Source organism: Nocardia caishijiensis NBRC 108228 (genome assembly GCF_001612825.1).
GTDB classification, from domain to species: Bacteria; Actinomycetota; Actinomycetes; order Mycobacteriales; family Mycobacteriaceae; genus Nocardia; species Nocardia caishijiensis.
Window position 1 is genome coordinate 402,865 of the sequence record NZ_BDBE01000029.1, and the last position, 19,259, is coordinate 422,123.

The window sequence follows — 19,259 nt, forward strand, 5'->3', positions numbered from 1 at the left end:
CCCCTGATGGGTTTCAGGGCGCTACTGTTTGGGTATGGACGCCGGACCTGTCAGTCGCGAGATGCCGCACCTGCCGCGCAGCCTGGTCGACCCACGCCCGGTCGTACTGATCGGCTTCGCCGCCTGGGCGGTGGCGACGGTGCTGGCTTTTGTGGTCCCGGCCTGGGCCGATGCCCGATCGGTTTGCCTGATGGGGCTGTTCGTCGGCGTGCTCGGTTCGGCGATCTGGCTGGCTCAGCGCCGATCGGCCCTGCGGGGCGACAAGGGCGCCCAGGTCGGGCTCACCGAGGACTAGCGAACCTCGAACTCGTCGCTCGTCCCGGTGATCGGACGCGCCACGCCGTCCGCGCCGAGCGCGTCGGCGAAGTGGACGAACCGGTGGGTGCCCGGTTCGGCGGCGCCAGGAACGTCCCAGATGAAATGTGCGATCGAGACCGCGGCATCCTGTTTTCGCCAGTGGAACCGCACGTCCCACTCCCCCTCGTTGGCCACCCGGACCCAGCCGTTCGCGGTTCGGCGCTGCACCTCGAGAAAGGTGCCGCCGCGTCGCGGATTGTGTTTCGGATGCGCCGAGACGAACTCGGCCTCCACCCGGCCACCGCGAACGGTGCTGCCGGGTTGGCGCACCACATCACCGAAATTCCGGCCGACGGGCGTCGAATCCGGGCCCGGTGCGGCGACGAAATTCGGCTGTATCGCCGAGATGTCACGCGGTGCGGGACCGCGATCCGGGGCTGAGCCCGCCGCGAAGGCCTCCGCCAGCCGGGTGAATTCCTGCACGTACGCACACAGCGTGTAGCGGCCGAACAGCGTGGACGCCCCTTCGTACTGTTGTGCGTCGTACTCCTCCGGTGTGGTCACGTATTGGTGATAGGCATTCGAATAGCCTTGGAGCAACACCTGTTCCACGTCGACGCCGAGGGTCTGCGCGACCGCGCGGCGCACACGCAAACCGGCGACGATGGTGAATTCGGCGCCCGCGGCGGCCACGTAGAGATCGCCGAGCCGGATCAGCTGGATCGGCACCACATTCGGCACCCAGGGCGCGGGCGGCATCAGGCCGAGCGGGGCGAAGATCGCCTTGGGCGCCTGCGCGTCGGCCAGCCAGGCCGGGTGGGGATGGTCGATTCCGCCGAGAAAGTCCACCAGCGGGTTACGCACGCCCTCGGGAATGGGGCCACCGGGCAGGCCTGGGCCGTCCTCCACGCTGCCCGCCGCCAGGGACAGGCCCGCGGCCGCCGGTGCGGTGCGGTGTGGTGCGCCGTCGGGGGTGAAGCGGCCGTCGACCGTCACGGCGGCGAGGTCGATGTAGCAGAGCATGGAGTCGATCGCGCTGGTCATCGGGACCGCTTGTCCGGCGGCGGCTTTCGAGGCGGCGTACTGGCGTTCACCGATGATGCGGGTGTTGTCGAACTCGTCGTCGGTCGGGCCGACACCCGGGGCGAGCGCCAGGTTCGGCGACATGTCACCGGCATTGGTCTGGACGAACGCGGCCAGATACGACAGCTCGCCGTCGAGATGGCGCACGCCGTGCTCGAGGTGCTCGGCGGCATAGCTGGCGTAGCCCTTGTTGTCGGAGCTGATGAGCCGGTTCTTGTTGGTCATCGACGTGTTGTGGGTGGCGAACCAGGTGAGCGCGCCGACTTCGCGCTCACCCCGGCGGAACACGACGGTGGTGACCGCCGGATCGATCGCGTCCGGGAACACGGCGCGGTCCTCGGCCGGATTGCGGTCGAAGGCCACCCGCGAGCGGTTCACACTCGCGTCGCGCAATGCGGCGCGACCGAGGGCCACCGTGCCCGGCCCGAGGTCGGCGTCGGCGGCGACGATGGCCTCGACGATGCCGTCGACCTCGGTGTCGTACACCTGCTGCTGAAATCCGAGCGTCGCGAGCGTATAGGCGTAATCGTGGGCGGAACCGCCACAACTGGAATGGGTGTGCGTCGATGTGAGAACGACATTTCGTTCCGTATACCGATCACCGAATCGGTGCGCCAACGCGAGCAGTACTCCCCGATGCACGGACTGGAACAACGCACCGTTCTCCACCGCGACGAACGCCACCCGATTTCCACCCGATTCGATGACGAACGCGCGCGCTCGCGGCCGCAGATGAATTCCCGCCGTGGTTTGTTCGAGTTGTGAGTAGCCCATCATGCCGCATTCCGCGGCGGGCCCCGTGAGATCGGCGATACCGAGCCCGAATTCGAATCCGCCGCGCGCGGATTCGGCACGTGCCTTCGGTGCTTCGATGGCACCGAGTGCCGCCACGAGCGGAACCCCAAGGGTCGAGGCGGCCAGCACGGCCCGACGGTTCACAGGCATCCGAACAGCTCCTTCGCGGGGTGATGTGACGCACACAACCATAGAACTGGTCGCCTGTCCAGTAATTCGGCGCGGTTCGGCGAATTGACTGTTCGCGACGTGAGCGCTTAACTCGCACAGGTGTCCTCCCGATTGAGCGTCGAAGAACGACGAGCCCACCTGATAGAGGCAGCGATCGGTCTCGCCGAGAAAAAGGGCGTGGCGGGCGTGACCACACGCGATGTCGCCCAAGCGGCGGGCGTCTCGCTCGGTGTGGTGCATTACTGTTTCGAAAACAAGGACGCGCTGATGACCGAGTTGGTCAAAGCGCTCTCGATGGAATTGCGTGATTCCGTCGATGCGGATGAAACTGTCTGGGTCGATCCCGGAACAGGAAAAGAAGCGCTTCACAAATTGGTTCGGCAGGGGCTGGAACTGATGTGGCGCAACATCGAGGCCACCCCGGAACGGCAGCTGCTCACCTACGAGACCACCACCTACGCCCTGCGCGAAGGTGAGACGACCCCGGCCAAACTCGCCATCGCCCGCGAGCAGTACGCGTTCAACGACAGCACCGTCGCCGACGTGATGGACCATTGCCGCGAGGCCACCGGCTGCGACTGGAACATCCCGGTCACCCAGCTGAGCCGCTTCATCCTCAGCGTCATCGACGGCATCGTGTTGCGCTGGCTGGTCGACGACGACAGCGACGCCGTGCAGGCCCAGCTCGACCTGCTCGCCGAGATGGTCACCGCGCACGCGAGCTAGCCGCGCGGCACCTGCACGTGCACGGTGCCGTCGTCGTCCCACCACGGCACCCGCACCGTGCCCGAGAACTCGCCGCGCAGAAACACTTCGAGTACGTCGTGCAGCACGAGCGTGCCGGTGGTGTGCGGCGGCGACCACAGCTGACGCAGCACCACACCCAGCGGTTCGGTGGCCCAGCTGCTCCGCCTGCCCGCGCCGAGCACCTCGGCGCTCACCTGGTCGGAGACCAACGGAAGGTCCAGCAGCGCGGCGAGGGCCTCGGCATGCGTCGGGTCACCGACGACCAGTCGCTCGGCCGGGACGACGAGACCGAAACAGGGCCGATCCAGGACCATGGCGGTCTCGGCGTCGACCACCGTTCCCGCCAGCGTCCTGACCTGCTCGGGCAGGTCCAGTTCCCGTGGGTCGAGCGCACCGGTCGCGACGGCTTCGGACAGCCGGGCATGGGTACGCGAAACCGTCTCGGGCGTCGGGTTTTTCGCCGGATCGGCGAGGGCGTCGAGGAGTTCCTCGGCCAGCTCGGGGGTCATCACGTCGGGGCGGACGAGGAGCTGCCGCAGGGCGTCGGGGTCGGCCGCGGTGAACGGCGGTAGGAGGTCGGCGAATTCGGTGTCGTCGGGGTGACGGAATCGGCCGAGGGGGATGCCGTCGATGTGGGCGTGGCGGTGCAACCACCAGGTGGTGTACCCGTCGCGGTCGGCGAGCAGGGCACGGGTGCGTGATTCGGCCAGCAGGGTGCGCAGGGCCAGCGGCCAGCGGGTCTCGTCGACCAGGTCGAGATCACGGACCGCGACGAGTTCGCGCGGATCTTCGGGAAGGCTGTTCCACCAGGCGGATTCGTCGTCCAGGTCGTGATCGGGTCCGAGTGGCTCTGGATCGGTGAGAACGGCGAAGTCCCAGCCGACACCGATCGCGCGCAGGGCCTGTTCGCCGAACTCGGCGACCGTCGCCTCGGCGACCGTGCCGAACGGTGAATCCTCGACGAGCACCTCGGCCAGCGGCGCGCCCGGGAGGAGGAGTTCGTCGGCCGGACGCAATTCCCCTGTGTCGTCGGGCAATTCGAGGAGCCCGAGCCAGGTCGGCAGCTCGTCGGCGCGCGCGAACCGCGCCAGGTGCAGGACCGCGGTGACCGTGTCGTGGTCGGCCGGGTCGTGCTCGAGCAGGTCGCGCAGGCCTGGATCGGTGAGCAGATCGGTGACCGAGGCGCTGCGGGCGCCGAGACGGGAAAGCAGCGGATGGGTGGCGTCCGGGTGCACCAGGCGGGCCCAGTGGACCGGGACGGCGACGGTGAGCTGGTCGTCGAGCACGACGGTGCGCGGGCCGGTGACGAGTCGGCCGTCGGCCAGCGGCACGGCCAAGGCGCCGAACTCCTCGGCCGTGCGGGTATCGGTGACGAAAGGTTCGAGGGCGGCGTAGAAGGTTCGCCACCAGTGCGGGTCTCGGCGCAGGCCCGTCGACACATCGGCCAGGGCGGCCGGGGACAGCCGGTGGACATCGAGGACCGCCAGCTTTTCCTGCGCGGGGCGGGTCGAGAGTTCCGGGATCACCAAGGGGCCGGTCAGGTCGGCGAGGATCGCGGCCAGCTCCGGCGTGAGGTCGGGGAATACCGCCGCACGGGTGGGGATTTCGTTCGCACTGGCGAGATACGGGTCTGCTCCGAGGTGTGCGTTCTCGTGGAGGGGCGCGAAACTGTCGGGATGCCGGTCGGCGGCCGAGTGCGTGTTGTCGCGGGCCTCACCGCCGAAGAATTCCCCGGCGTCGAGAGACGCGTCGGGACCGGCATCAGAGTTGTCGTCGCGTGCCGGGCAGACCGGGAGCCACGGGTTCGTCCGGAGCTCGGTGGTGATCGCTTCGCGGAGGATGGCATCGGCCTCGCTCCTGGCGAAAGCCGGGGTGGGGACCAGACCGAGACGGTCACGTGGTGGCAGAGCACGGGCGAAATCGGCGTAACCCGAGGCGATTTCGCGCAGGTGGGCGCCGGGGAGCAGGCGGCGACGATCGGGTTGCATGGGGATGTCGGCCACGAGGATCGCCGGGAGGGACAGTTCCTCGTCGGAGCGGGTGGGGGCGCGCAGGACATCCGGCGCGGCGGGGACCGGGCGACCGTCGGCCAACGGGAGCAGCCAGCGCGCTCGGGACGTGCGGAACTGCCACCAGTGCTGTGTGCGGTCGGGTGAGGTGATGGTCAGCTGGGTGAGGGATCCCACCGGCGGACCGAGGTGGGTGGCCTTGTCCTGCCCTGGTTCCGGCTTCGCTCCGTGTGGTTCCTGGGCCGGTCTGATAGCCGCGGCGTCGGACGAGGGCCCGGTGCCCGACTGTGTACTCGGCAATGAACCTTTGTCCGCCTGGGTGCCCGGCCAAGAACCCTCGTCCGACCGGAAGCCCGGCGAAGAGGCCCCGTTCGACTGCGTACCCGGCGCAGAGTCCGCACGCGGCTGCGAACTTGATCGAGAGGCCGTGATGGCATTTGTGGTCTCGGAGGAGAGAACGATGCCGTCTGGGGCATTCGCGGTGCGGTGTTCTGTAGCGACGGGGGCCGAGTGGCCGAGGATGCTTGTGGTGCTGGTGAATTCGCTGTCGGCTATGTGGATTCGGTGGAGGGCGGGGAGTTCGAGGAGGAGGTCTGGGGCCTCGGCGCGCATCGCGGCGAGGAGAGCGGCGGAGTCGACGTCGTCGCGGAGGTGGATGACGATTTCGGTGTCGGCACCCGGGGACGGGGTGGTGGGGATGGGCCAAGCCAGGCGAAGGGCAGGTGGGATGAGGCCCTCGGGGAGGGTTGTGCCGTTGTCGTGCAAGGCATTCAGGGTGGCCGTCAGCGAGAAACGGAGAGAGCCGGTGGTGGAGCGGATCTCCACTTCGTCGCCGACCGCCCGCACCGCGGTGAAGCCGACACCGAATCGGCCGACCTGCGCGGCGTCGTCCTTGCCGGAGGCACGCAGTGCCGTCAGCGCGTGCACACCGGAAACACTCAGCGGGGCACCGGTATTGGCCACATGCAACCGGCGATCGACGATCCACACCGTGAGCTCGCCGGGCACACCGACCTGCACCGCCGCGTCGGCGGCGTTCTGCGCCAGCTCGGTGAGCACCCGATCGCGGTAACCCGCCGCGACCAGATCCGCCTCACCCGCACTGTCCTCGCGCAACCGTGTCGGCGAATCCCGCCAGGCGGCGAGAACTCCGGCCCGCAGCCCCGCGGTACCGAACGGGTCCGCCCCTGCGCTCAGCGCCCCACCGACGATCCGCGCTCCCCAGCGCCCACACCCTGCGTCACGCCGCTCTCGCCCACCGCGGAATCACCCTCGGCAGCAGCGGTATCGGCCACACCAGCATCACCCGGCGCCGTAGCGGTATCGGTCACACCGGAATCGCCCGACTCCGCGCCCGATTCACGCTCCACAGCACCCGCGCTTCCGGCCGCGACGACAGCCTCTGCGGTGTCTACCGTGGAATCGGACTCGGCGCTCACCTCGGGCACTTCAGCGATCGCCGAGGACGAAACCTCTTCGACCACAGCGGAATCGGCGACGGAAGTGTTCGCTGCCACCTCCTGTGCCACTGCGTCGGAAATCGGCGCCGTTTCCGCCGCGACACCGGACTCGATGACATCAGCGGCAGTCGACGCACCCGAGTCGGCGACGTCACCACCGGCCACGTCACTGTCCGCCATGGTCGAATCCGACTCGACCGCGTCCGTGGTGACCTCCGCTACCGCAGGGGCCTGAGCGGTGTCCGCGATGGGCCCAGGGCCGCTCGGCACCTCGACCGCGTCCGTCGTGACCTCCGCCGCCTCAGCGCTTTCCGCGTTGTCCGCCCCGGACTCGGGATCGCTCGGCGTCTCAGCCTCTGCGGTGCCCGACAGCACCGGCGCGTCGACGCCGGTCGGCGCGACAGCGGCGAGATCGGTGGCGGCTTCGGCGGCGATGACCTCTTCGGGGGATTTCGGGAGCTGACCTTCGGCGCGGGCCTTGCGGGTGGCCGCGGCGGCGTCGACCGCTTCGGCCTCTGCGGTTTCCTGGGGGGTGATCGCGATGTAGTCGACGGCGTGATCGTCGAAGGCTTCGTAACGCGGTGAGCCGTTGCCGGAGGGGGCGACGACATCGGAGTGGGCGCCGCAGCCGTATTCGACGTGGACCACGTGGCCGTCGGCGCCCATCGCGTTGGCGCATACGCCGAAGGATTCGCGCAGGGCACCGGCGAGCGGCACGTAGAAGCCGCACAGGCCGCAGGTGGAGGGGGCGGCCTTGGCCATCTCGGTGTCGGGGCCGTATTCGCCGTACCAGCGCTGGGCGGCGTCGAGTCGGCCCTCGAGGCTGAGCACCTGCGTGCGGCCGAGGCCGACCTCGCGGGCCACCTCGTCGACCACCGGGTCGCCGGTGGCGACGTAACCGGGGACGAGGCGCGGGTCGTCGGCGGGCGGGGCGAGCAGGTCGCCGGGGCCGAGGTCGCCGGGGCGCACCCGCTGCTCCCACGGGACGAACTCGGGGGCGATCAGGGCGTCGGGGCCGGGCAGCAGGGCCGACTCGCTGACCGTGGCGTGGTCGGCACCGGGCGGTGCGGCGACCACGACGGCCCACTGCCAACCCCGGTAACCGGGCAGGGTCGCCTCGAACCGGTGGGTGGCCGCCGAGTCGTCCTCGGCGCTCACCCCCAGATGGGCACCGACGCCGTCGGGTTCCAGCTCGACGAGCGCACGAAGTGCGACCTCGGCCGCCTGGGCCAGAACGGGACGCACGCCGGACTCCGAAACAGATACTGCGCTCACGGCCTACATTTTGCCGTATGAAGTGCAATCGGAGTTCGTTGGCCGTCGCAGTGCTGGTCAGCGTGCTCGGCGTGAGCTCCTGCGGGGGTCAGGAACAGTCGGGTCCGCCACGCTGGCGGGTGGAGGTGATCGGCTCGTCACCGCACGATCCGTCGGCCTTCACCCAGGGGCTCGAGGTGGTCGACGGATTGCGTTACGAAGGCACCGGCATGTGGGGCGTGTCGAACGCCCGCGTCACCGAGCAGGTCTCGGGCGTGGAGCGGGCGCGTGTCGAGTTGCCCGGCCGGATGTTCGGCGAGGGGCTCACCAGGGCGGGCGACATCGTCTGGCAACTGACCTGGAAAGACGGTGTCGCCTTCGCACGCGACCCGGACACCCTCGCCGAAACCGGCCGTGCCACCTACGCGGGCGAGGGCTGGGGGCTGTGCGCTCAACCGGGGCGACTCGTGATGAGCGACGGCACCCCGAAACTCACCTTCCGCGACCCGCTGACCTTCGCCGAAACCGGTTCGGTGACCCTGCACGGCTTCGACGACCCGAAACCGAACGAGCTCGACTGCGCCCCCGACGGCACCGTATACGCCAACAATTTCCCCACCGACGACATCCTTCGCATCGACCCCGACACCGGCGCCGTCACCGCGATCATCGATGCGAGCGGCCTGCTGAGCGCCGCCGAACGCGCGCGCACCGATGTCCTCAACGGCATCGCGCACCTGCCGGGCACCGACCGGTTCCTGCTCACCGGCAAGTACTGGCCGCACCTGTTCGAGGTGCGATTCGTGCCGAGCTGAGCGAGTGTGTCCGACACTGCTCGCCCGCGAGTGAACGCCGAAAGCCCGAGTACGACAGAATTGGGCTGTGACTACTCCCCGCGATCCATCCGGTCCTGACCGTGGTCGCCGGGACGGCAGTGCCGCGGGTGGACCACCCGGTCGGCACCCCGGCTTCGGGCACTACCCGCCCCCGTCCACGCCGCGCAAGGTCTTCCCGCACATCGAGCCACCGACCGCACCGTTCCGTTCGCGTGGTCGGTTCGGACGTGACCCCGACCCCGGGGCCACCACGCCGTTGGCCAGCCCGAAACGCAACGGCGCCGTTCCCCCGCGCCCCGACACACCGGCAGACGCCCGCCCACACCAGGACCACGACGGACCGGCGGGTGGCCACCCACATTCCGATCCACTCGACGGACCGGCCGGAACCCGCCCGCTGCCCCGGGCCGACGAACCTCCCAAGCAGCGAGTGCCGCGCAAACTGACCGTCACGCGCGTGGCCGCGATGCGCAGTCGCGAACTCACCGAACGCGGTATCGCCACCTTCCAGCGCGCGGCCAAGGCCGACGGCGCCGACCAGTCGGGCCTCACCGCTCTCACCTACGCCACGATGGCCAACTTCGCGCTCGACGCCGCGATCGCCGTCGCGCTGGCCAACACGTTGTTCTTCGCGAGTGCCACCGCCGAGTCCAAAACCAAGGTCGCGCTGTATCTGCTCATCACCATCGCGCCGTTCGCGGTGATCGCACCGCTGATCGGGCCGCTGCTCGACCGCTTGCAGCGCGGCCGCCGACTCGCGCTGGCCACCACCTTCGGATTGCGGGCCCTGTTCGCGGTGCTGCTGATCTTCAATATCGACACATGGGGGCTGTATCCGCTGGCCCTGTGCATGATGGTCGGCTCGAAATCGTTCGCGGTGCTCAAGAGCGCGGTGACGCCGCGCGTGCTGCCACCGGATATCGACCTGGTCCGCACGAATTCGCGGCTCACGGTGTTCGGCCTGGTCGGCGGCACGATCGGGGCGGGTGCGCTCGCCGCGCTCGCCGCCCTGATCGCCGACTCCACCGGCGCGCTGGTGTTCGCCACGGGCATCGCCATCGCGGGCGCCTATCTGAGTCTGCGGATCCCGTCGTGGGTGGAGGTCACCGAGGGCGAGGTGCCCGCCACCCTGACCTATCACGGCGCCGACGCGCGCACCGAGGTGCTCGAACCGGGCAAGGAATCGGCCGTGCCCGCCAGGAAACGCAGGCAACCGCTGGGCCGGGCTGTGGTCACCGGGCTGTGGGGCAACAGTTCCATCCGGGTGCTCACCGGGTTCCTGACCTTCTACATCGCCTTCGTCGCCAAGGGTTCCGGCGGTAGTCCGACCGAGCAGGCGGCCATGCTCGGCCTCGTCGGCGTGGCGGCCGGTTTCGGTAATTTCGGCGGCAACGCCACGGGCGCGCGGTTGCAGCTCGGCAGGCCCGCGCTGGTGGTGCTCGGCTGCACCGCCGCGTGTGTCGCGGTGGCGCTGTTCGCGGTGTTCACCGGCAATCTGTTCGGCGCGGCGGTCGCCGCGCTCGTCGCGTCGGCGGCCAGCGCACTGGCCAAGGTGTCGCTCGACGCGGCCATCCAGGACGACCTGCCGCCCGAGTCGATCGCCTCGGGTTTCGGCCGGTCGGAGACCGTTCTGCAGTTGAGCTGGGTGGTCGGCGGGGCGGCCGGTGTGCTGTTGCCGACCGAGTTCTGGAAGGGTTTCGCGGTGATCAGCGTGATCCTGGTTGCCGGGCTCGCGCAGACTTTCGTCAGCTACACCGGGCACACCCTGCTGCCGGGCTTCGGCGGTAACCGCCCGCAGCACGCCGAGCAGGAAGTGCCCACCCATCCCCGCGAAACAGGAGACCCGCACTGGTGAGCAAGCCCAACGTCCGCACGATCGTCGCGCTGGTCGCGGTGGGCCTGCTGGCCCTGGCCGCGGTGACCGCAGGCGTGGTTGCCTACGCCGTGTCCAAGGCGCCCAAGCACTATCCCGAGCTCACGGTGTTCGCGAACGGCGAGTCCGTCGTCGTCGAGCCCTACGGGTACTGCGAGCTGTCCAACGGCGAGTGCGTCAACGACGAGTCGACCTACTACATCCCGGCCACCTCGGGTAAGCCGGTGCAGGTGTCGCTGCCGACGAGCATCTCGGAGGCGCCGTGGATCGTCGTCACGGTCTACGAACGCCCCAACGGCGAGCAGATCGAACGCATCCTCAGCTTCATCGACTACCCGGCCGAAACCCGTTTCCTGAGCCTGGACACGCAGCCCGAACCCGAGCTGCGGCTGGCCGGTTTCGAGGTGCGGCTGCCGATCGTCTACACCGACCCGGCCACCGGCCAGGAGATGTACGACGTCCACGGCCTCTGGCGAGTCGGCACACCGCAGCCCTGAGGATCAACCAAGGGGCGGCGACTCCCGCACCCTGACCCCCGCACATCCCGACCCCGAGGAGGGATCGCCGACGAAGTCGGCGGTTGGCGGCCGTCCCGACGATCAGGCGCCGTTGCGTAGGCGACGAAGGAGCAAGCAACGGTGCCTGATCGACGGGACCTCAGGGCCCGCCAACTCGAGCGCGCCAGCGCTCCAAGTCACTGATCCAGTTCGCGGGCTACCGCGCGGACCACTTCGGAGATGCGCTGGGACATCTTGCGATCCGGGTACTTGCCGCGACGCAGGTCGGGCTGGACCTTGGTCTCCAGCAGGGTGATCATGTCCTCGACCAGACCGTGCAGTTCGTCGGGCGACTTGCGGGGGCCCGCCTCCTTGCGCGCGGGCTGCGCGCCACGCTCGCCGCGGGTGACGGTCGGCGGGGCCTCGAGCAGCTTGAGGCTCAGTGCCTGCGGACCGCGACGACCGGCGGCCATCCCGAATTCGACCCGCTGACCCGGCTTGAGTCCCGCGACTCCTTCGGGCAGCGCGGACGAGCGGACGTAGACGTCCTCGCCCTCGTCTTGGGAAAGGAAGCCGAAGCCCTTTTCGACGTCGTACCACTTCACCCGGCCGGTCGGCACTGCGCTCACCCGTTCATCATTCGATACCCGAACCCTTGTGGCCCGGGTTACTACCTGCTGCTTGTCGCGAAAAGAACGCGCCCCACAACAAGGCAGGACGCGATGTGGTGAGAGTCTACCCCGGTGGCTATACCGCGAGCACATCAGTTTTACGGTGCACCGGTGACCAACTCACCTCAACCGCCCGCGCGGCGTTCCAGTGATCGGCTGCTGCACGTGGCGGTGGCGCTGGTCGGTATCGGGATCCTCGCCGTCGTCGCCATCTTCGTCACGCCGATTGTCTCCGACGCGGAGCCGGGTCTGTGGCTGTATCTGCTCGCGATGCTCGCGCCGGTGGGCTTTCTGCTCGCGATCGTGTTCGCCCTGTGGTCGGGTCGACGCGCACGGTGAACCGGTTATCCCGAGGGTTCGATACCCAATCTCTTGTGTGATCCTCGTCACATAACGACCCGGTAACGAACTGTGCGTGCAACGGTCTCGCACACCCCGCGCCGCGACTACCTGCACGGACGGCTCCGGGACAACCCTGAGACCACCCCGATACCCACCCGCACACGCCGGTTACCAAATAGTGACTTTCCCCGCTGACCGTCGTACCGTTTCTCTCAGCCGGGGCAGGCCCCCGGAACCACCGGCCCGCCGCACCGAACCTCACCCCGCGGGTACCGGACCCCGATTGGAATCAAGGGGTGAGGGCGGACCGGGAGACCTCTCAGTCCGGACCACATGCAGGTGCGAACGAGAGGAAGAAACCCGATATGAGTGGACGCCACCGCAAGCCGACTTCCACCGGGCGCACTGCTGCCAAGGTCGCCGTCACCGGCGCCATCTTCGGCACCGCAGCCGCTGCCCTCGCAGGAAACGCCAGCGCGGCCCCCGACTCCGACTGGGATCGCCTCGCACAGTGTGAAGCCGGCGGCAACTGGGGTATCAACACCGGCAACGGCTACCAGGGTGGGCTGCAGTTCTCGCCTTCCACCTGGGCCGCACACGGCGGTGGGGAGTACGCCGCCACCGCAAACCAGGCCACTCGCGAACAGCAGATCGCGGTCGCCGAAAAGGTTCTCGCTTCCCAGGGTTGGGGCGCTTGGCCCTCTTGCTCGGCCAAGCTCGGCCTGAGCAGCGGTCCGACCGAGCGCGCCGTGCCCTCGACCCCGAGCTGGGTCCCCGAGGTCAGCGTCCCGCAGGTGCAGGATCCGAGCCAGGAGGTCTTCTCCGCGGTCGATCGTGCCCTCACCGTCGCCCAGCAGCAGGGCGTCGCCGTGCCGCAGGCGGCCATCGACTTCGTCAACAACGCCAAGGGCACCCAGCTGGACCCGGCGGTCATCGACTTCTTCGAGGCGAACAAGGGCCTGCTGCCCTCCTGATCCGCCTCACAACAAGAGCCCGCATCCTTTTCGAGGATGCGGGCTCTTGTCTTTCCCGTTCGAATTACACCCGGTTGATGACGGTCTGCGGGTGCACATACGGCAGCTTCGCGGCCGGAAGGGGAAACTCGGTGTCCTCACCGAAGGGCGAGAGATTACCGGCGCGGGTTGCCGACAGCTCGGTCACGGCGTGCTCGCCGTCGGCCACCTCGGGCCAGCCGTTGTCGACGTAGGGTTTCTTCGATTTGTTGACCACGGGGTCATTCTGGCATATCGAACACGTACGCTGAATCCGATGATCGCGACCGACTCCCTCGCCGATTGGCTAGGTGCGCGCACCGACGCCCAGCTGGTGAAACTGCTGCAGTTGCGACCCGATCTGGCGGTGCCGCTGCCCGCGTCGATGTCGGTGCTCGCGGTACGTGCCCAGCAGCGGGCCTCGGTGCTGCGCGCCGCCGACGACCTCGACACCCTCGAGTTCGCGATCATCGAGGCGCTGGCGGCCAACGAGGACGCGCGCACGATCGGCACCGAGCACACCCCGCTCACCCGGACCACGCTGCACGCGCAGCTGAAGGACCGGGTCACCAAGACGGCGTTCACCGCCGCGCTCACCAGATTGCTCGACCGCGCGCTGGTCTGGCAGACCGGTGACGGTCTGCACCTGGCGCCGAGTGCCGTCGAGGCCTTGCCGTGGCCCCTCGGGGCGACCACCGCGCTGCCGGACGCGCTCACCGAACCGGAAGTCCGCACGGCGCTCACCGCGGCCGGTCCGGCGGAGCGGGCACTGCTGGAGAAGCTGGCCACCACTGGTCCACGCGGACGCACCCGCGACGCCGCACCCGACGCGCCCGCCGACCGCCCGGTGCGGCGGCTGCTCACGGCCCGGCTGCTGCGCTGGATCGACGACGAGACCGTCGAGTTGCCGGTCACCGTCGGGCAGGTGCTGCGCGGCGAGCCCGTCACCGATCCGCACGCCCTCACCCCACCCAAACCCACGCTCGTCAAGCACGCGCCCGTCGAGGTGAACGCGGTCGGCGCGGGTGAGGTCGGTGAGCTGCTGCGCGACTGCGCCGACCTGCTCGAGGCGCTCGGCAAACTCCCCGCACCCGCCTTGCGCGCCGGGGGACTCGGGGTGCGCGAGCTGCGCAGGCTGGCCAAGCAGACCGGCGTCGACGAACAGCGCACCGGCTTGCTGCTCGAACTGCTCGCGGCCGCGAAGCTCGTCGAGAAGGGCCTGCCCGAACCGCCGCCGGACCTGGATTCCACCGACGACTTCTGGGCACCGACCCCCGCCGCCGACGCCTGGCGCGACGCGCCACCCGCGACCCGCTGGGTGACCCTGGCCCAGGCGTGGCTCGAGCTGGACCGGATGCCGTGGATGATCGGGCTGCGCGACGCCGCCGACAAGCCGATCGCGGCGCTGTCGGCCGAGTTGCGTATCCCGCACGCGGTGCGCGACCGGCACGCGATCCTCGGCCTGCTCGCCGAATACCCCAGCGGCACCGAGGTCTCGCCCGCCGACCTCGGCAAGCTGCTCGCCTGGCGAATGCCGCGTCGGCGCAGACACTTCCGGCTCGACGTGGTGACCGCGACCCTCGCCGAAGCGGCGACCGTCGGGCTGCTCGGACGTGGCGCGCTCGATTCGGCCGCCCGCGCCCTCCTGCACGGCAGCCCGACCAGCGTGGCCGACGCCGAGGCCGAGATGACCGCCGCCCTCCCGGACCCCGTCGACCACGTGCTCGTGCAGGCCGACCTCACGGTGATCGCGCCCGGCCCCCTCGTCCCCGAATTGCAGAGCCGCATCGCCCTCGTCGCCGACGTGGAGTCCGCGGGTGCGGCGACGGTGTACCGCGTCGGTGACGCATCGGTGCGGCGGGCGCTCGATGCCGGTCTCACCGCCGCCGAACTGCACACCCTGTTCACCAACCACTCCCGCACCCCGGTGCCCCAGTCGCTGACCTACCTCATCGACGATGTGGCCCGTCGACACGGTCAACTACGCGCGGGCATGGCGCAATCGTTCCTGCGCAGCGACGATCCGGCCCTGCTCGCCCAGGTGCTGTCCGCCCCCGTGGCCGAAACGTTGGCGCTGCGCGCGATCGCCCCCACGGTCGCGATCGCGCAGGCGCCGCTCGGTGAGCTGCTCGAGCAATTGCGGGCGGCGGGCTTCACCCCCGCAGGCGAGGATTCCGGCGGCGCCATCGTCGACCTGCGACCGCGCGGCGCCCGCATCGCGGTCCGCCCCTTGGCCCGCAAGCCGTACCGCCCAACTCCGCCCTCCGACGACCAGCTCGCGGCACTGGTCACCGAACTGCGCGCGGGTGAACGTGCCGCGGGTGCCCGCACGTCCCAGTCGGTCCGTTCCGACGGAACACGCACGGGCACCCAGGCCACTCTCGCGCTGCTGCAGCTGGCCGCCCGGGTGGGGCGTCCGGTGAACATCGGCTATGTCGATGCCCAGGGGGTGGCGAGTCAGCGGGTGGTCGAACCTGTCCGGGTCGGTAACGGTCAGTTGGACGCCGTCGACCCGGTCACCGGCGCCACCCGCCACTTCACTCTCCACCGCATCGCGTCGGTGGCTCTGCTGGACTGACCGCTACGGCTTGGCCAGGCAGAACGTGGTCTTGGGATCCGGAACCGTGCGGAACTGGGTCGCGTCCATGCCGCACAGCAGTTCGTCGGTTTCCCCGTCGATGCGCTTGACGACCTTGAAGGTGGCCTCGGGTGCCGTGCAGTCCACCGTTTCGACCGGGCGGGTGCCCGCGTCCGCGTAGCAGGCGCCCTCGGCGAAGTTCGGCGACAGGCACAGCCCGGTCTTGGTGTCGCCGACCGTGCCGTTGAAGCTGGCGTTCTGGGCCGTGCAGTTCAGCGGTGCCGCGCCGACCTGCGCGATCCGGTAGTTCGACGTCGCCGACGAGCAGTCTCCGACGGTCGCCTTCATCGCGTCGACCGCGTTGTCGGTGACCTCGACGCACGAGCCGACGGCAGGCGCCGACGACGCGTCGCCCTCACCCGAGCACGCCGCTGCCGCCCCGACCAGCGCGACTGCCGCCACTGGCGCGAACACGAGCCGGACAAGCAGCCGCTTTCCTGGGAAAAACACTCCAAAACCTCACTCACCGAACGGTTCAGCCGATATGACCGCCGGTGACGATACCCAAACGCCCACCTCCGGCGCTCCCCCCGTGGATACGATCGGAGGATGACCATCGACGATGTCGCGGGCGAGCTGTACGGTCTCGACCCGTCCGACTTCGTCGCGACCCGCACCGAACGCGCCGCACAGGCCCGCGAGGACGGCGATCGTGAGCTGGCCGCGGCCATCGGTGCCCTGCGGAAACCGACGGTCGCGGCGTGGACGGTGAATCTGCTGGCCCGGCACGCGCCGAAGGAGATCGCGGCGCTGCTCGATCTGGGTGACGCACTGCGGTCGGCGCAGCGTCAGCTCTCCGGGGACAAGTTGCGCGCACTCGGCGCGCAACGGCAGCAGGTGGTGAACGCCATGACCAAGCGGGCGGGCGAGTTGGCGGCCGAGCACGACCGGCCCGCGAGCGAGCAGGCCTTGCGTGAGGTGGGTCAGACGCTGACGGCCGCGCTGGCCGACCCGGATGTCGCCGACCAGGTCCGTGCCGGAGTGCTGCCCGCGACCGTCACCTATGACGGCTTCGGTCCGGCCGGTTTGGTCGCGATCACCGGCGGCAAGGCGAAAGCTCCGACGAAGCGGGCGAGCGCTCGTCCGAAGAAGTCGGCCGAGGACGCCGAGGCGGCCCGCCGCGCCGAAGCGAAGCAGGAACTCGACGACGCGGAGTCCGGCCTGGCCGAAGCGAAGTCGGCCCGGGAGGAGGCGGAAAAGGCTGCGGCGCAGGCGAAATCGGAGCTCGATGAGGTGGAGCAGCGGATCGAGCAGTTGCGCGCGGACCTCGAGCACGCCGAACAGCAGCGCCATTTCCTGCGCACCGCCGAGCATCGGGCGCGTGGCGAATCGACCGCCGCGAAAACCCAATTCGATCGCATGCAGCGGTGGGTGGAGCGAGCGCGAGCCCGCTTGGACGAGGATTGACCATCGCGGTGGGCGTTCAGCGTGCCAGAGTTCCCGGGAACAGGAAGGCTTCGCGGGGCGGGCTCGTGCCGTCCAACCATTCGGCCAGGAACTCACGCAGCGGCAGCGTGGTTCGGCTCTGGATGAACTGGCGGAATTCCGGCATCGAGGCGTGGCCGTCGCGGTGGGCGTTCACGAAATCCTTCACGGCCGTGAAGAAGACGTCCTCACCGATGAGTTTGCGCAAGGCGTGCAGGAAGAGTGGGCCACGCCAGTAGACCGAGGTGAACTCGGTGCCCGCGCCGGGGTCGGCCAACGCGTAGGTCCAGAAGTCCTGCTCATAGCGGGCTTGCGCGATCTGCTCGCGATACATGGTGTCGACATCGGCGCCCTCGACGCGTTCGGGCCAGAGGAAGTCGGCGGTGTAACTGGCGAAACACTCGTTGAGGCAGATGTCGGACCACTGCCGCACCGACATGGTGTCGCCCCACCATTGGTGGGCCAGTTCATGGACCACGGTGTTGAGATCGGCCCAGGGCGCGTAGGTCGGCCGGGTCTGCGTCTCGAGCGAGAACGGGACTTCCGCGTCCACGTAGATTCCACCCGCCACCTCGAACGGATATGGGCCGTAGAGGTTTTCGAGAAAGTCGAGGATCTCGGGGAGGCGCTGTTCGTCGGCCCGGTTGTCGTCGGATTCGGGGGCGAACGCGCTCAGCACCGGGGTGCCGTCGGCACGGCGCTGTTCGAGGAAGGTGAAATGGTCGACGGCGATGGTGGTGAGGTACCCGAGCACGGGGCTGCGGGTTTCCCAGCTGGTGTGCAGCCGGTCGTCGCGGATGTCGTGGCGGGTGCGCGCACCGGTCGACATCACCTCCCATGCGGCGGGCACGGTGGCGTGCAGGGTGAACGTCGCCTTGTCCGATGGGGTGTCGTTGAGCGGGTACCAGGTGCTCGCGCTGTGCGGCTGGCCGATGGCGAAGGCGCCGCCGCTGGGCGCATATGTCCAGCCTTCGCCCTCGGTGTCGATTGCGGCGCCCGCGTAGTCCACGACGATCCGCATCGGCAGTCCCGGCAACAGCGGCAGCAGCGGGGAGACGACCAGTTCGTGTTCACCCTCGCGCGCGAAACCGGCGGGCTGCCCGTTGACGGTCACCATGAGCACCTCGGGACCGCGATAGTCCAGGTTGAACTGTGCCAGTGGCTGATTCGCTCGCGCATCGATACGCGCGGTACCGCGCAGATAGTGGGTCGGCGGGTCGTAGTCGACGGTGATGTCGTAGTGGCTCACGTCGTAGCCGCCGTTGCCGTCGAGCGGGTAGTACGGGTCGCCAAGGCCCGGTGCGCCGATCAGGCCCCAATCCGCAGCTACCGGCCGGATTCCCAGCGTCAGGAGCGCGAGTACCGCCACCGATCCTGCCGACCATCGCATGCCGCGGACCCCCCGTTTCGCCGACTCGGATGCGAGTATCGTCGCAGGCCAGTGGCGCTCAGGCCAGTTCCGGCGGCAGATGTCGCGGGTCGAGCATCAGCCGTTTGGTCGCCGTGCGACGCACCCGTGCGGCCAGGGCCAGGTTCTCGGCGAGCAGCCGCCATTCGAGGTCGGAGATGGTTTCGCGGGCCCGCTCGATCACCGTGCGGTCGCGGGTGCCCCACGCGATCGGCATCGCCGTCACCAGCTGCCAGCGTTCGCCGACCTGACGCGGCGCACCGTCGGTGCGGACCGCCACCGACGGCACCCGTTCGCCCAGTTCCGGTTCGTGCCCGGGCAGCGCACGCACCTTGCGGGTGACCAGCGCCCAGCCGCGGGCGGGCGCGGTGGCTTCGGCGGTGTCGACGAGGGCGAGCAGGATGATCCCGGACGGCTCGGCCGCGCAGACCACGGCGGGTACGAGAACACCGTCGCGGTAGAGCTTTTCGATATCGGAGCGATGCGGTGTCCACAGCGCGACCCACAGGGCGATAGCCGCGGCGAGGGCACACACGAAGGCCAGCAGATACCCCCAGGCCTGCCCGCTCCACAGCAGCGCGGCGGTGGCCGCGACGGCCAGCCCGGCGGCGAGCAGCGCGAGCCACCGCATCCTGCGTAACCCGGTGAAGGTCTCGTTGACCGCGTGAGCGTGCTCACGGTCGACCTCGAATTCGAAGCGGCGCACGTTTCCTTCCTAGCACAAGTTGCGGAGGCGTTGCCTCCACTTATCTGCCGGGGCC

The 19,259-nt window shown here is 69.4% G+C and carries 16 protein-coding genes and 1 pseudogene; 9 read left to right on the top strand and 8 right to left on the bottom strand.

What is annotated here, in order from left to right:
• Positions 1 to 34: 34 nt before the first annotated feature.
• Positions 35 to 295: a DUF2530 domain-containing protein gene (locus tag NC7_RS13105; protein WP_067982593.1), complete on the top strand. Its 261-nt coding sequence runs from the start codon at positions 35 to 37 to the stop codon at positions 293 to 295.
• On the opposite strand, the gene NC7_RS13110 is transcribed toward NC7_RS13105, so the two are convergent.
• Complete coding sequence (locus NC7_RS13110) at positions 292 to 2,325, bottom strand: neutral/alkaline ceramidase (RefSeq protein WP_067982596.1); 2,034 nt, start codon at positions 2,323 to 2,325, stop codon at positions 292 to 294. The two genes, NC7_RS13105 and NC7_RS13110, sit on opposite strands and share 4 nt — an antisense overlap.
• A gap of 120 nt (positions 2,326 to 2,445) precedes the next feature.
• On the opposite strand from NC7_RS13110, the gene NC7_RS13115 reads away from it, so the two are divergent.
• Entirely contained in the window at positions 2,446 to 3,072 is a 627-nt protein-coding gene (locus tag NC7_RS13115) for a TetR/AcrR family transcriptional regulator (protein WP_084458451.1), read from the top strand.
• Here NC7_RS13115 and NC7_RS13120 read toward each other — a convergent pair.
• Complete coding sequence (locus NC7_RS13120) at positions 3,069 to 6,299, bottom strand: sacsin N-terminal ATP-binding-like domain-containing protein (protein ID WP_067982598.1); 3,231 nt, start codon at positions 6,297 to 6,299, stop codon at positions 3,069 to 3,071. The two genes, NC7_RS13115 and NC7_RS13120, sit on opposite strands and share 4 nt — an antisense overlap.
• An 812-nt stretch (positions 6,300 to 7,111) precedes the next feature.
• Positions 7,112 to 7,807: pseudogene (locus tag NC7_RS29105) on the bottom strand (DUF3027 domain-containing protein); the annotation flags it as partial.
• Between the two features lie 47 nt (positions 7,808 to 7,854).
• On the opposite strand from NC7_RS29105, the gene NC7_RS13130 reads away from it, so the two are divergent.
• From NC7_RS13130 to NC7_RS13140, 3 genes are all read left to right on the top strand, one after another.
• On the top strand, positions 7,855 to 8,631 hold the full coding sequence (locus tag NC7_RS13130; protein WP_067982601.1) for a glutaminyl-peptide cyclotransferase: 777 nt from the start codon (positions 7,855 to 7,857) through the stop codon (positions 8,629 to 8,631).
• A 67-nt stretch (positions 8,632 to 8,698) separates the two neighbouring features.
• Positions 8,699 to 10,507, top strand: coding sequence for an MFS transporter (locus NC7_RS13135; protein ID WP_067982603.1), 1,809 nt, complete (start codon positions 8,699 to 8,701; stop codon positions 10,505 to 10,507).
• Positions 10,504 to 11,022, top strand: coding sequence for a DUF2771 family protein (locus NC7_RS13140; protein WP_067982606.1), 519 nt, complete (start codon positions 10,504 to 10,506; stop codon positions 11,020 to 11,022). The genes NC7_RS13135 and NC7_RS13140 overlap by 4 nt, the downstream gene beginning before the upstream one ends.
• A gap of 197 nt (positions 11,023 to 11,219) precedes the next feature.
• Here NC7_RS13140 and NC7_RS13145 read toward each other — a convergent pair whose 3' ends face one another.
• The gene (locus tag NC7_RS13145) at positions 11,220 to 11,642 is read right to left on the bottom strand and encodes a cold-shock protein (RefSeq protein ID WP_174550227.1); all 423 of its coding nucleotides are present in this window, start codon (positions 11,640 to 11,642) and stop codon (positions 11,220 to 11,222) included.
• A 162-nt stretch (positions 11,643 to 11,804) separates the two neighbouring features.
• Here NC7_RS13145 and NC7_RS13150 point away from each other — a divergent pair, with 162 nt between their 5' ends.
• On the top strand, positions 11,805 to 12,032 hold the full coding sequence (locus NC7_RS13150; protein ID WP_067982612.1) for a hypothetical protein: 228 nt from the start codon (positions 11,805 to 11,807) through the stop codon (positions 12,030 to 12,032).
• A gap of 368 nt (positions 12,033 to 12,400) precedes the next feature.
• Positions 12,401 to 13,009, top strand: coding sequence for a transglycosylase family protein (locus NC7_RS13155; protein WP_067982614.1), 609 nt, complete (start codon positions 12,401 to 12,403; stop codon positions 13,007 to 13,009).
• Positions 13,010 to 13,073: 64 nt separating this feature from the next.
• Here NC7_RS13155 and NC7_RS13160 read toward each other — a convergent pair whose 3' ends face one another.
• On the bottom strand, positions 13,074 to 13,265 hold the full coding sequence (locus NC7_RS13160; RefSeq protein ID WP_067982617.1) for a hypothetical protein: 192 nt from the start codon (positions 13,263 to 13,265) through the stop codon (positions 13,074 to 13,076).
• 39 nt (positions 13,266 to 13,304) lie between these two features.
• On the opposite strand from NC7_RS13160, the gene NC7_RS13165 reads away from it, so the two are divergent.
• Complete coding sequence (locus tag NC7_RS13165) at positions 13,305 to 15,605, top strand: helicase-associated domain-containing protein (RefSeq protein WP_067982622.1); 2,301 nt, start codon at positions 13,305 to 13,307, stop codon at positions 15,603 to 15,605.
• 3 nt (positions 15,606 to 15,608) lie between these two features.
• Here NC7_RS13165 and NC7_RS13170 read toward each other — a convergent pair whose 3' ends face one another.
• A complete protein-coding gene (locus NC7_RS13170) occupies positions 15,609 to 16,115 on the bottom strand; it encodes an LppU/SCO3897 family protein (protein ID WP_157101975.1) in 507 nt (168 codons plus the stop codon).
• 99 nt (positions 16,116 to 16,214) lie between these two features.
• On the opposite strand from NC7_RS13170, the gene NC7_RS13175 reads away from it, so the two are divergent.
• On the top strand, positions 16,215 to 17,072 hold the full coding sequence (locus NC7_RS13175; RefSeq protein WP_067982628.1) for a hypothetical protein: 858 nt from the start codon (positions 16,215 to 16,217) through the stop codon (positions 17,070 to 17,072).
• Between the two features lie 16 nt (positions 17,073 to 17,088).
• On the opposite strand, the gene NC7_RS13180 is transcribed toward NC7_RS13175, so the two are convergent.
• Complete coding sequence (locus NC7_RS13180) at positions 17,089 to 18,480, bottom strand: M1 family metallopeptidase (protein ID WP_067982631.1); 1,392 nt, start codon at positions 18,478 to 18,480, stop codon at positions 17,089 to 17,091.
• Between the two features lie 58 nt (positions 18,481 to 18,538).
• Positions 18,539 to 19,204, bottom strand: coding sequence for a DUF3239 domain-containing protein (locus NC7_RS13185; RefSeq protein WP_067982634.1), 666 nt, complete (start codon positions 19,202 to 19,204; stop codon positions 18,539 to 18,541).
• Between the last annotated feature and the right edge of the window lie 55 nt (positions 19,205 to 19,259).

Excerpts from the sequence above, each read along its gene's own strand:
- NC7_RS13130 (WP_067982601.1), top strand. The coding sequence starts at position 7,855 with ATGAAGTGCAATCGGAGTTCGTTGGCCGTCGCAGTGCTGGTCAGCGTG.
- NC7_RS13165 (WP_067982622.1), top strand. The coding sequence starts at position 13,305 with ATGATCGCGACCGACTCCCTCGCCGATTGGCTAGGTGCGCGCACCGAC.
- NC7_RS13175 (WP_067982628.1), top strand. The coding sequence starts at position 16,215 with ATGACCATCGACGATGTCGCGGGCGAGCTGTACGGTCTCGACCCGTCC.
- NC7_RS13155 (WP_067982614.1), top strand. The coding sequence starts at position 12,401 with ATGAGTGGACGCCACCGCAAGCCGACTTCCACCGGGCGCACTGCTGCC.
- NC7_RS13105 (WP_067982593.1), top strand. The coding sequence starts at position 35 with ATGGACGCCGGACCTGTCAGTCGCGAGATGCCGCACCTGCCGCGCAGC.
- NC7_RS13110 (WP_067982596.1), bottom strand. The coding sequence starts at position 2,325 with ATGCCTGTGAACCGTCGGGCCGTGCTGGCCGCCTCGACCCTTGGGGTT.
- NC7_RS13180 (WP_067982631.1), bottom strand. The coding sequence starts at position 18,480 with ATGCGATGGTCGGCAGGATCGGTGGCGGTACTCGCGCTCCTGACGCTG.